The 12,871-nt window shown below is 73.1% G+C and carries 7 protein-coding genes and 1 pseudogene; 6 read left to right on the plus strand and 2 right to left on the minus strand.

Features of this window, described 5'->3' with window-relative positions; genetic code table 11:
• Positions 1-48: 48 nt before the first annotated feature.
• Together ACFV57_RS38210 and ACFV57_RS38215 are read right to left on the minus strand one after the other, a co-directional pair.
• Positions 49-297 (minus strand): annotated as a pseudogene (locus ACFV57_RS38210) (ABC transporter transmembrane domain-containing protein); the annotation flags it as partial.
• Complete coding sequence (locus ACFV57_RS38215; protein WP_385242376.1) at positions 264-689, minus strand: ABC transporter transmembrane domain-containing protein; 426 nt, start codon at positions 687-689, stop codon at positions 264-266. The pseudogene ACFV57_RS38210 and the gene ACFV57_RS38215, both read right to left, overlap by 34 nt.
• A gap of 392 nt (positions 690-1,081) precedes the next feature.
• Here ACFV57_RS38215 and ACFV57_RS38220 point away from each other — a divergent pair, with 392 nt between their 5' ends.
• The 6 genes from ACFV57_RS38220 to ACFV57_RS38245 all read left to right on the plus strand — a co-directional run bounded on the left by ACFV57_RS38220 (position 1,082) and on the right by ACFV57_RS38245 (position 12,754).
• Positions 1,082-2,113 carry a GDP-mannose 4,6-dehydratase gene (locus ACFV57_RS38220; RefSeq protein WP_385242379.1) on the plus strand — a complete coding sequence of 344 codons (1,032 nt, stop codon included), beginning with the start codon at positions 1,082-1,084 and terminating at the stop codon, positions 2,111-2,113.
• A gap of 214 nt (positions 2,114-2,327) precedes the next feature.
• A complete protein-coding gene (locus ACFV57_RS38225) occupies positions 2,328-3,080 on the plus strand; it encodes a thioesterase II family protein (RefSeq protein WP_385242382.1) in 753 nt (250 codons plus the stop codon).
• Positions 3,081-3,229: 149 nt separating this feature from the next.
• Entirely contained in the window at positions 3,230-6,112 is a 2,883-nt protein-coding gene (locus ACFV57_RS38230) for an AAA family ATPase (protein WP_385242384.1), read from the plus strand.
• Between the two features lie 12 nt (positions 6,113-6,124).
• Entirely contained in the window at positions 6,125-8,944 is a 2,820-nt protein-coding gene (locus ACFV57_RS38235) for a LuxR C-terminal-related transcriptional regulator (RefSeq protein WP_385242387.1), read from the plus strand.
• On the plus strand, positions 8,934-11,675 hold the full coding sequence (locus ACFV57_RS38240; protein ID WP_385242390.1) for an ATP-binding protein: 2,742 nt from the start codon (positions 8,934-8,936) through the stop codon (positions 11,673-11,675). Before ACFV57_RS38235 ends, ACFV57_RS38240 begins: the two co-directional genes overlap by 11 nt.
• Positions 11,676-11,995: 320 nt before the next feature.
• A complete protein-coding gene (locus tag ACFV57_RS38245) occupies positions 11,996-12,754 on the plus strand; it encodes a LuxR C-terminal-related transcriptional regulator (protein WP_385242393.1) in 759 nt (252 codons plus the stop codon).
• Positions 12,755-12,871: the final 117 nt, after the last annotated feature.

Genomic DNA, 12,871 nt, shown 5'->3' on the forward strand with positions numbered 1-12,871 from the left:
GAGCAGCGACAGATAGCTCAGAAAGGCGCTGAGCGCGCCGAACGGCATCGCCCCGGCCTCGACACGGCGGGCGCCGAACCACAGCACGCCCACCATGAAGGCGTTCAGGGTCAGCAGGACGACGGGAATGATGGTCGCCGGCATCCGGCCGACGCGCAGCGAGATGTCGCGGAATTCGGAATTGGTGCGGTCGAATCTCGCCCCTTCGTGGGCGTCGCGTACAAACGCCCGCACGACGCGGACACCGGTAATGCGCTCGCGCATCAGCCCGTTGATGCGGTCCAGGTATTTCTGCATACGGGTGTAGTCATCAGCGACGGGGTGCCGAACTGTCCGACCTCGCGTGCCGAGAAGTCCAGCACCCGGCGGAAGACCGCCGAGCGCATGTCGCGGCCCATCGCCATGGCCGTGCGGGCGCCCAGCGCCACCGCGCCGACGGACGCCGCGACCTGCACGGCCCCCAGGGCCAGCATGACCGCGCCGGTCCGGGTGATGCATTCGCTGTCGGCCTCGACCACACCGTGGTCGATGACCTCGGCGCCCAGGGTCGGCAGGGCCAGGGTGGCCAGGTTCTGCACCAGTTGTAGCAGCCCCAGCAGCCCCAGCAGCCCCAGCAGCCCCAGCAGCCCCAGCAGCGCGACGGAGCGGCGGTGGGGCCGCCAGTGTAATCGCAGGAGTCCGAGCAGCACCGGGGACGCTCCAGGGGACGGGCAGGCCTGGTCGGCAGCACGGATGAGAGCGCCGGCCCGGGCCCGGAGGGGACACCCGGACAGTGCAGCGCACCGCATACCGGAAAATCCCTAGTGTCCCGTCCGTGGGCGTCGCAAACCGTACCGTCCGCCGACACAGCGGGTCACAACAGGCGGGTGGCGAACGCCGGTTGGGACTCGGGAATTCCCTAGTGTGCCGGGAATTCCTTGACACCGCGACCGGCCGCTTGGAAGCGTTCGATTACCCAGCGTCCGGACCGCGGCGTTTTCGATGTCACCCGATGCCATTCGATGCCAAGTGGCCAAGCGGCCAAGAAGTCACCCCGGCTCTGCGTTTGGGCGGTCTGTTCTATGCGGAGGAGAGGAATGAGATGTCCAAGCGTGCGCTGATCACCGGAATCACCGGGCAGGACGGGTCCTATTTGGCTGAGCACCTGCTCGCGCAGGGGTACCAGGTGTGGGGCCTTATGCGGGGGCAGGCGAACCCCCGCAAGTCGCGGGTCAGCCGGCTCGTCTCCGAACTGAACTTCGTCGACGGCGACCTGATGGACCAGGCCAGCCTGGTCTCCGCCGTCGACAAGGTGCAGCCCGACGAGATCTACAACCTCGGCGCGATCTCCTTCGTGCCGATGTCCTGGCAGCAGGCCGAACTCGTCACCGAGATCAACGGCATGGGCGTCCTGCGGATGCTGGAAGCGATCCGCATGGTCAGCGGCCTGAACGGGTCGCGCGCCACCGACGGCAGCCAGATGCGCTTCTACCAGGCCTCCTCGTCGGAGATGTTCGGCAAGGTCGCCGAGACCCCGCAGTGCGAGACCACCATCTTCCGGCCGCGCAGCCCCTACGGTGTGGCGAAGACCTACGGGCACTTCATCACCCGCAACTACCGCGAGTCGTTCGGCATGTACGCGGTCTCCGGCATGCTGTTCAACCACGAGTCCCCGCGCCGCGGCGCGGAGTTCGTGACCCGGAAGATCTCCCTCGCGGTGGCCCGGATCAAGCTCGGCTACCAGGACAAGCTGTCCCTGGGCAACCTCGACGCGGTACGCGACTGGGGCTTCGCCGGCGACTACGTCCGCGCCATGCACCTGATGCTCCAGCAGGACGAGCCGGGCGACTACGTGATCGGCACCGGCCAGATGTACTCGGTCCGCGACGCCGTCCGCATCGCCTTCGAGCACGTGGGCCTGAACTGGGAGGACTACGTCAGCATCGACCCCTCGCTGGTGCGCCCGGCCGAGGTGGAGATCCTGTGCGCGGACGCCGAGCGCGCCCGCACCCAGCTGGGCTGGGAGCCCAGCGTCGACTTCCCCGAACTGATGCGCATGATGGTCGACGCGGACCTGCGCCAGGCCTCCCGCGAGCGGGAGTACGGGGACCTGCTGCTGGCCGCCAGCTGGTAGCCGTGCCCACGGGACGCCCCGGCGCGCGGCGTCGGCGCCGGGCGTGTCCCGTACCGCTCCGGCGCGGCGGGTGCGTCGTCACGCGGAGCGCGAACACTAGGTGATTTCCCGCATTCCTCCTTGTGGAATGGGCGTGTGGACCACAGGCGCCGGACCGGCCGCCGTATCCCGGCGTGCCGGTCCGGCGTCATCGCGAGGAGGAGGAGCCAGCACCATGACCACGACCACGGCGGAGGGGCTCTGGGCCCGGTGCTATCACCCGGCGCCGGACCGGCCGCGCCAGCTCGTCTGCTTTCCGCACGCGGGCGGTTCGGCCTCTTTCTTCTTCCCCGTGTCGGCGCAGCTGTCGCCCGTGGCGGAAGTGCTGTCGGTGCAGTACCCCGGCCGCCAGGACCGGCGTACCGAGACCAGCCCCGACAGCATCGAGGTCATGGCCGATCAGGTGTACGCGGCCCTGCGGGGCCGGCTCGGTTCGCGTCCGACGGCGTTCTTCGGGCACAGCATGGGCGCGATGATCGCGTTCGAGGTGGCCCGGCGGCTGGAGGCCGACGGCGGCGAACTGACGCACCTCTTCGCCTCGGGGCGGCGCGCGCCCTCGACCCACCGTGAGGAGAGCGTGCACCGGCGCGACGACGACGGGATCGTCGCCGAGCTGAAGCTGCTCTCCGGTACGGACGCCGCGGTGCTGGGCGACGAGGAGCTTCTGCGCATGATCCTCCCGGCGCTCCGCAGCGACTACACCGCGGTGGAGACCTACCGCTGCGGCCCCGAGGTGACGATCAAGGCACCGATCACCGCGCTGACGGGCGACAGCGATCCCAAGACCACGCTGGAGGAGGCCGAGAGCTGGCGCGCGCACACCACGGGGGCGTTCGACCTCCAGGTCTATCCGGGAGGTCACTTCTTCGTCAGCTCCCAGGCCCCTGCCGTCCTCGCGCTGTTGCGCAAACACCTCGGCGGACGTTAGGAGTTCGTAGGCCGAATTCCGTTCCTGGTCACGCAGTCTGCCGATCATGTACTGTGGCGCTCGTCGGACATCACTCTTTAGGGTGATTTACAACACGGTGTGGTGACGCCCCGTCGCATCTGTTGTGTCTCTGAGGTGCGAGGAGCTCTATGGTGCAAGACCGGAGCCGCACATCCTGTCCGAACAGCGCCCTGGTCGGCCGGGCCGACGAGACGGCGGCACTCGACCACCTCGTCCGCGCCGCGTGCCGGGGGCGTGCGGGCTCGGTGGTCGTGACCGGTCCCACCGGAATCGGCAAATCCGCCCTTCTGCGTACCTTCCTCAACGGTGACGCCTGCCGGCAGGCCACGGTTTTGCACGCCCCCTGCGAGGACAGTACCTCGGGCCACTCGCTGGGCGGTGTACGCGCCCTGTTCGGCCCGGCCGCGCGGGACGCCTCCCTCGAAGACGCCGCCCGCGACGCCCTCACTCCCGGCGCGCTGGCAGGCGAGCCGCCGCACGCCCCCGCCGTCCAGCGTGCGTTCCACGGCCTGTACCGCCTCGCGCTGAACGAGCTGCGGCGCCGCCCGCTCGTCCTGGCGCTGGACGACGCGCACCAGTGCGACGAGCTGACCCTGCGCTGGCTGGACTTCCTGCTGCGCCGCGCCGACGGCCTCCCCCTCCTCGTCGTCCTCACCCGGCGGACCGAGGCCACCGCCCTCGCCCCGGCCCACCGCGCCCTGGCGGACCTCACCGGCCGCCACCGCACCACGACACTGCGCCTGCGGCCGCTGACCGAGCCGGATGTCGCCGAGGCCGTACGGCAGTTCTTCCCGGCACCCGCCGCCCCCGCCTTCGTCACCCGCGCCGCGGCCGTGACCGGCGGCAGCCCCCGCCTCCTGGACCGCCTGCTGCGGGAACTGCGGGCCGAGGGCGTCGGCTCGGGTGTGGGCGGCGCCGACCGCATCGCCGAAATCGGCGGCCGCGTCCTGGCGCGCTGGACCCGCGAATTCCTGGCCCGCCGGCCGCCCTGGGTCGGCGAGGTCGCCCGCGCGGCCGCGGTCCTCGGCGAGCACGGCGCCGACCACGTCGGCCCTCTGACCGGTCTCCCCGCCGAAGTCGTCGAGGACGCCCTGACGGCCCTGCGCGAGGCCGGACTGCTGACGCCCGGCGGCAGGCATCCGGCGGACGGCGCGGTACGCGCGGCGATGCTGGCGCCGCTGGACGCCCAGGCGCTGTCCGGCCTGCGCACACGGGCCGCCCTGCTCCTGAGCGACGCGGGCCGGCCCGCCGGGGAAGTCGCCGAACTCCTTCTGCCGCTGCCCTCGATATCCGAACCGTGGATGCCCGGCGTCCTGCTGGAGGCCGCCACCCGGGCCGAGGAACGCGGTGCCCCGGAGGCGGCGGCCCGCTACCTGTACCGGGTGCTGGAGGTGGACCCCGGCAGCGTGGAGATCCGCGCCCGGCTGGCCGGGGCGCTGTCCGAGACCGACCCGCCCCGGGCCATCGGCCTGCTCCGCGGGGCCCTGGGGCCCGACGTCGACGTCCGCACCCGGGCGAGGATCGTCGCGCAGTTCGGCATGGTCTGCCTGGCCGCCCGCGAAAGCGCCGACGCCATGGTCATGCTCGAAGACGTACTGGACGCCCTCGACGCCGAACTCGGCCCCGACCCACTGCCCGCCGACCGGGAACTGTGCACGCTCGTCGAGTCGGTGCTGCTGGTCGTCGGCTCCCACGGCCGCGACACGTTCGCCGCGGCACGCAAGCGGGCCGAGGCGATGACCGTGCCCGAGGGCGACACCCCCGCCCAGCGCCAGAAGCTGGCGGCGATGGCCGTCCTCAGATCGCTCGGCGACCAGGGTCCGGAGCTGGTGACCCGGTGCGCCCAGCGCGCGGTCCGCGCCCCCCAGTTCCCCCTGAAGAACTGGTCCCTGATCAACGCCTCCTTCGTGCTGGACATCGCCGACCGCACCGAGGACGCGCTGCACGCGCTGGACCTGCTCCTGCGCCACGGCCGGGAGAGCTCCGCCATCTGGACCTACTCCCTGGCCCTGGCCCTCAAGGCCCTGCTCCTGCACGGCATGGGCGCCCTTCCGGACGCGCTCGCGGACGCCAGGAAGGCGGTGCAGGTCAGCGAGGCGGAACGCTGGAGCGCGATGGTGGTCCTGCCGCGCCTGGCCCTGGCGGGCGTACTGGTGGACCGGGGCGAGGCCGTGTCCGCCGAGAAGCTGCTGACCGACACCGGGCCCGTCTGGCGCGACCAGTACGTGTGGACCCACCCCCGTTACCTGATGGCCCACGGACGCGCCCGTCACGCCCTGGGCGACGCGGAGGGCGCGCTGGCCCTGTTCCGCGAGTGCGGCAGGTCGCTGGAGGAAGCCGGAGTTCGCCACGCGGCGTACCTGCCCTGGTGGGCGGACGCGGCCTGCGTGCTCGCGGAACTGGGCCGGGCCGAGGAGGCCCAGGAGATCGCGGCGCACGGCACGCGGCTCGCGCAGCGCTGGGGCACCCCGCGCGTCCTGGGCCTGGCCGCCCTGGCCCGCGGCGTGGCGACCCCCGGTGACGAGGGCGTGGCGCAGCTGGGCGAGGCGGTGCGGGAACTGTCCGCCTCACCGGCCCGCGTCGAACACGCACGCGCGGAACTCTTCCTGGGCCGGGCGCTGTTGACCGCAGACGACCGGCGCGGCGCGCGCGAGCACCTGCGCGCCGCGGCCGACCTCGCCCAGCGCTGCGGCGCCCTCGCGCTGGGCCAGGACGCCCGCGGCGCCCTGCTGACGGCGGGCGGCCGGATGCGCAAGATGACGGCCTCGCCCCTGGACCTGCTCACCAGCATGGAACGCAAGGTCGCCGGCCTCGCCGCCGGCGGCGCCAGGAACCGCTCGATCGCACAGTCGCTGCACGTCACCGTGCGCACGGTGGAAACCCATCTGACCAACGTGTACCGCAAGTTGGGTATTTCCGAGCGCGCCCAGCTCGCCGCGGTCCTCCGCCCCCCGGGTGTCCACGGGGTACGGGTGCCACGGCAGGCGTCGCGGCCGCGCGGACAGCGCTGAAGGCGGCGGGTGGTGGCGGTGACGGGACTGCGGGACGAGCAGCTATACGCAGGGTTCATACGGGCGGGGCGCCGGCGCTCCGACCCGACCCTGCTCGAACGCGAGGAGGAACAGGCGGAGCTGAGCTGCGTGGTGACCGCGCTCGGCGAGGGCCGCCCCGCCGTGGTCTCCGTGACCGGCCGCCCCGGCTTCGGCCACAACGCCCTGCTGCGCTGGACCGCCCGCCTCGCCGAGGAGCGCTCCGTCCGCGTCCTGCGCATCAGCGGTTCCCTTTCCGAACGCGACCTGCGCTACGGAGCCGTGGCCCAACTCCTCACCCTGCTCGGCGAGATGGCCGAAGGCCCCCTGCGGGAGCTGCGCGGCCACCACGAGCCGGGGGGCCTGCCGGGCCTGCCCGAACTCCTGCACTCGGTGCGCCGCACCCCCACCCTCGTGACGGTGGAGGACGCGCAGTGGCTGGACGCGGCCTCCCTGCACTGGCTTCAGGCCCTGGTGCGCCGCCTGTCCACCGGCGTGGCCCTCGCCCTGCTCACCGGACGCACCGGCCTGGACCCGCACGGCCTCGACCGGCTGGCCGACGCCGCCTGCTCCGCACGGCTGACCCGCAATCTCACCGTCCGGCCACTGAGCCCCGCCGCGGTCGCCGCCCTGGTCGAGCAGATCTGCGGCACCCCCTGCGACGAGGTGTTCGCCGCCGCGGCCACCCAGGCATCGCACGGCAGCCCCGCCGTACTGCACGCGGCCCTGCACTGCTTCGCCGGCGCAGGCCACCGGCCGACCGTCGACCGCCTCCCACAGCTGCGCACCCTGATCACCGGGATCATCGGCGACCGCTCGGGGCGTGCCCTGCGCGGACTGACGGACGAGGCCACCGCCGTGCTGCGCGCGCTGGCCGTCGCCGGGGACCTGCTGGACTTCCCCCTGGTCTGCTCCCTGGCCGGGCTGCGCACCATACGGGAGTCCCGGCTGCGCGGGGCGCTGGAAGTGGCCGGCTTCACCATCCCCGACGGCACGTACGAACGCGTCCGTATGCCCGTCGTCCGGGCCCGCATCCTGGAGGACATGCCCGCGGCCGAGCGCGCCGACCTCCACGCCCGCGCGGCCCACCTCGCCTACCGGGGTGTGGCCGACGACGAGGACATCGCCCGCCTCCTCCTCCAGGCGCCGCCCATCGGCGAGCCCTGGGCGGTCCACGCCCTGCGCGGCAGTTTCGGCGCCGCCCTGCGCCGCGGGGACTTCGCCCGCGCCGCCACCTACCTCGACCGCGCCCTCGACGAGCCCCAGGACCCCCTGCAACGCGCGCAGATCAGCCTCGACCTGGCCAGCGCCGAGGCCGTGGCCGCCCCCGAAGCCGGCGACCGCAGGCTCGCCACCCTCGTGCACGCCGCCGGCGAGGGCGAAGCCTGGTCCCAACTGCGCGTACGGGCACTGGACATGGGCCTGGCCCGCGGCGACGAAGCCTGGGGCCGCAGCGCCGCAGCCGAAGCCCTCGCGACCGCCCAGGGCGACGAGCGGGACCACATGACCGCGCTGTACTGGTACGCCACCGAGGCCGCACCCGAGATCACCGACAACTGCGCCTTCGACGTCCCCGCCCTGCCCGAGGACCCGCTCGCCCCCGCCCAGGCCGGAGTCCGCGCCTGGCAGCTCTCCGCACGCGGCCTGCACCGCACCAAGGTCGCGGAGCTGGCCCGCCGCGCCCTGGACGCGGGCAACGCCGTACCCGTGATGCCCCGCCTGGTCGCCGCCAGGGCGCTGTGGTTCACCGACGCCGGCACCGAGGCCGAGGACCGGCTCGCCGCCATCGTCGCCGAACTGCGCCGCCGCCACCGTCACCCCACGCTCGCCCGCGCCCTGGTCCTGTGCGCCGAACTGCACCTGCGCGGGGGCCGCATGGACGCCGCCGAGCGCGCCGCGGACGCCGCCGAACGGGCACTGCCCGCCGCTGCCTGGCACCCCCTGGCCGCTTCGAGCCTCCTGGCCGTACGCACGGTCATCGCCATGGAGACCGGTCGCCACGACGAGGCCCGCGCCCTGTGCGAGGTCCCCATGCCGCCCGGCTCCGAATACGGCGTCTCCTGGCCCTATCTGCTGTACGCCCGTGGCCGGCTGGCCGCCGTCGAAGAGCGCTCGGCCGAGGCCGTCGAACTGTACAAGGAGAGCGGACGCTGGCTGCTGCGCAGGCAGTGGGTCAACCCCGTGCTGCTGCCCTGGCGTTCGACGGCCGCCCGGACCTGTCTCACACTCGGCGACCAGGAACAGGCCCAGCGCCTCTTCCACGAGGAACTGGTCCTCGCCCGCCGCTGGGGCGCCCCCAGCGCGCTGGGCCTGGCCCACCTGTCCGCCGGCTGCCCCGACGACCACGAACCGGCCGCGGGCGTGCGCGAACCCCGCCGGATTCCGGGTGAACTGCCCGCCCGGCTCGCCTACACCCGGCTGCTGGCCGACCTCGCCACCGAGGTGGTCACCCAGGGCGACCGCGCCAAGGCGGCCCGTCTGCTGACCGAACTGTCCCGCCTCACCGCCACCGACACCTCCAGCCACCTGGCCGAGCGGATACGGTTCCTGACCGCCTGGCTGGAAGCGCCCACCGCCCCCGAGGACGCCGCCCTCTCCGAGGAGTGGGCCGCCCTGTCGCCCGCCGAGCGGCAGACCGCCGAACTGGCCCGCCGCGGCCTGGGAAACCGGGAGATCGCCGAACAGCTCGCGGTGAGCCGGCGCACCGTCGAGCACCGGCTGAGCAGTACGTACCGGAAACTGCGCATCACCTCACGCAAGGAACTCCGCGAGTGGAGCCGGCAGATGGAAAAGGATAAAACGGATGCTGTATGAGCGGGAAACCGAACTCGCCCGCATCGAAGCCGCCGTACGCCGGGCGCAGGCGGGCCGTTCCTCCGCACTGCTCCTGGCGGGCCCCGTGGGCATCGGCCGGACCGCGCTCCTCCAGGAAGCCGGCGCCCATCCGCCCGATACTTTAAGAGTCCTGCGGGCCAACGCCGACCCCACGGAGCAGGACTTCGCCTTCGGCATCGTCCACCAGCTCCTGGGGCCCGACCTGGCCGGCGACCGGGGCGCGGGCGGCGCCCGGCCGGAGCACCCCGACGTCCCCGCCTGCGGAGACCGGGACGCTCCCGCCTCCGAGGCCGTCCTGCACGGCCTGCGGTCCGTGCTGGCCGAAGCCAGCGCCACCACGCCCGTACTCATCCTCGTCGACGACCTGCAGTGGGCCGACCTGCCCTCGCTGCGCTGGCTCGCCTACCTGTCCCGGCGCCCGCACGGGCTGCGCGTCGTCCTGGTGTGCACCCTGCGCGACGGCGACCCCGGCGCCCAGCACCCGCTCGTGCGCGACCTCGCGGACGCCGCCGACGTGCTGCGCCCCGCTCCGCTGTCGCTCGACGGCATCCGCGCCATGATCCACCACCACATGGGCGAACCCGCCGACGACAGCTACGCCACGGCCTGCCGCGAGACCAGCGGAGGCAACCCCATGTTCCTCCAGTCCGTTCTGAGCCACCTGGCCATGAGCGGCCACCGCCCCACCGCCGAACACGCCGGTGAGGTCCACGTGCAGGGCCCGGCGGAGCTCCGCGACCGCCTGGCCGCCTGCCTGTGCACCCAGCCCAAACCCGTACGCGACCTGGCCGCGGCCATCGCCGCCTTCGGCGACCACGGCGAGTCCGACCTCATCCGGCGCCACGCGCGACTGGACGTCGTCGGCTTCCAGCAGGCCCTGCGCACCCTGCACCACCTCGGCCTGCTCGCCCCCCACGGCACCCCGCGCTTCGTCCACCACGTCGTCCGCGACGCCGTCGACTGTGCCCTCACCGTCGACGAACGCGAACGCGCCCGGGACGCGGCGGCCGAACTCCTGCACCAGGCAGGCCGCCCCGCCGAACACGTCGCGGACCTGCTGATGGCCGTCACCACCACCGACCGCCCGTGGGCCGTACGGGTCCTGCGGACCGCGGCGCGCACCGCGCTGCGCCGCGGCGCGCCGGAGGCCGCCATCCGCTATCTGCGGCGCGCCCTGCTGGGAAGCACGGGCGGCAACGAGCGCGCCCGCCTGCTGATCGAGCTGGCCGGCGCCGAACGCGGCAGCGACCCCGCAGCCTGTGAACGCCACATCGGCCAGGCCGTCAGTCTCCTGCCCTCGGCCACCGACCGGGCCGCCGCGACCCTGCTCATCCCGCCCAACCTCCTGGGCGAGGCGCCGCCCTCGGCGGTGGACCTGCTGCGGCGCGTATCCGAGGACCTCGACCCCACGGCGGCCCACCAGGGAACCGCCCGCGAGATCGCCCTGCGCCTGGAGGCGCGCCTGTGGCACGCCGGGCACGAGAACCCGACGGAGGTGGCCGGTGCGGTGGAGCGCCTGCGCGGCCTGGGCACCCCGCCCCCCATGGACACCGGCGGCGCCCGCGAACTGGCGGCCGTTCTGACCAACGCGGCGGTGCTCTCCAGTGCCCTGCCGGCACCGGACGTCGCGGCACTGGCCCAGCAGATCATGGAGCGCGAGCCGCTGACCGCCGCCCGCGCCTGCATCGCTCTGCCGCTGGTCGCGGTGGCCCTGTACGCCACCGACTCGGCGGAGGGCATCAACGCCCGCCTGTCCTGCGAGCAGCGCTCCGACCGTCCCGACGCGGTGGTGCACGCCGAGAACGCCCTGCTCCAGCTCGCCAGCGGACGCCTGCCCCAGGCCCGCGAACAGGCCGACCGGGCCACCGAACTGGCCAACGCGGACTGGCGCGAGCCCATCACCGCGGTCCTGGCCGCGGTGGCCATGGAGTCCGGCGACATCCAGCTGATCGAGAGCCTCCTCGAAGACGCCGGGCAGCGCCGGACCAACAGCCTGGGCCTGACGGCCATGCTGCAACTCCTCAAAGCCTCGCTCGACGCCCGCCGCGGACGTGGGGCCCACGCGCTGGAATCCCTGCTGGCCTGCGGCCGCCAACTGGAGGCGGCGGGCTGGCGCAATTCCTCCCTCTACCCGTGGCGTCCCCGCGCCGTCGTCCTCCACCACCGGCTGGGCGAACCCCGGGCGGCCCTGGCCCTGGCGGAGGAGGAACTGGCCTGGGCGCGGCAGTGGGCGGCTCCCGTCGCCCTGGGCCGCGCCTTGCGTCTGAAGGCCCTTTTGCCCGGGGGAGGGGGAGTCCCCGCCCTGCGGGAGTCCGCCGAGGTCCTCCGCTCGTCCGCCAACGCGCTCGAACGGGCCCGTACGCTCCTCCAGCTGGGCCGTGCCATGGAGAGCGGCAAGGAGGCGAAGGCGGTGCTGCGCGAGGCCGCCGATCTCGCCACGGCCTGTGGCGCCCCCTGGCTGACCGAACGTGCCTACGTGGCGCTGGGTGCCACCGCCCCGAGCCCGGAGGTGTCGCTCACCCAGAGCGAGCGCAAGGTCGTCTCGCTGGTGGGGCGCGGCCTGACCAATCAGGAAATCGCCGATGAACTGGGCGTGACCACCCGTGCGGTGGAGAAGCACCTGACGTCCTGCTACCGGAAGTTGGGTGTGGCGGGGCGGCGTGAGCTGCTGGGGGGCCGAAGTGCGGGCGGGGTGTTCGCGGCGCACTGAGTTTGCGGAGGCGGGAACCCAGTGGGGGCAAGGGCTTACCGGTGGTAAGCGGTGCGGGATGTTCGGGGGGACCGAAAGGGCGGGGCGCGACCGTACCCCGGGGGAGGGCGACCACAGGTTTAGCGGTGGGGGGCCGGGTCGGCGTTGACGCTTGTCTGGACCTCTCCCTAGTGTCGATTGTGCCGAGGAGGTCGGAAATTCCCGGCAGCGGCCGGGCCCTTCCGGTCGGCCCGCGCGTAAATTCTCCGGTTTTCCCATTCTCGGTCGAGTTCTCTTGCGTTTCAGGTGTGCAGACGGGGGTTGGAAAGGATGTCACTCCCTTGAAGTTTTCTGCTCTGGTGGATTCCCCGCAGATATCAGCAGATCGGAGTGCGACCGGCGCTGTCGGTGTGCTCGACGGTCCGGCGCGGCGTGACGAGCGGCCGCCGTCCGACCGGCCCGGCGCGTGTATGGCCGTACTGGACCCGACGCTGACGATCCGTCAGGCCACTCAGGACTTCTACCGGCATTTCGCGACCCCCGACGCGCAGGACGTCGACGTCCTCGCCGCTTCCCCCTCCGATTCCTCGACCACGGCACCCGATGTCTGCGGGCGGGACTTCCGCGACCTGGTGCACCCCAGCGTGCGGCAGCCGCTCGTGCGGCAGTTCGAGAGACTCCTGACCGGCCGCTGTGACCGGTTCAGCTCGCACGTCGTGGCGCTGCGGTCGACGGGCGACGCGTTCACCGGCAGCCTCACGGCCACCACGGTGAGCGGCTACGCCCCCGGCCCGGCCGCGGTTCTCGTATCGATGCGGTCGGGGCAGAACACGGAGGGCGACGCGGTGGTGGCGCCCCGGAAGAAACTGCTCAGCGAGATCGACGCACGCATTCTGGAGGGAATCGCGGCGGGCCTGTCCACGATTCCGCTGGCGTCCAGGCTCTACCTCAGCCGGCAGGGCGTGGAGTATCACGTCACCGGACTGCTGCGGAAACTGAAGGTTCCCAACCGCGCGGCCCTGGTCTCCCGCGCGTACGCGATGGGAGTGCTGACGGTGGGGACCTGGCCGCCCCGGGTCGTGGACGGATTCATCAAGTAGCACACCCGCATTCCCGGGGTCCGCCGCGCGGACCCGCGGGCCGCGGCCTGCCCTGGGGGCCGGGCCCGGCCCGAAAGGGGACCGAGGGGACACGAGGCGCCGGGGGCACCGCGGAAC

The sequence above is a fragment of the Streptomyces sp. NPDC059788 genome (assembly GCF_042732265.1).
In the GTDB taxonomy this organism is placed as follows: Bacteria; Actinomycetota; Actinomycetes; order Streptomycetales; family Streptomycetaceae; genus Streptomyces.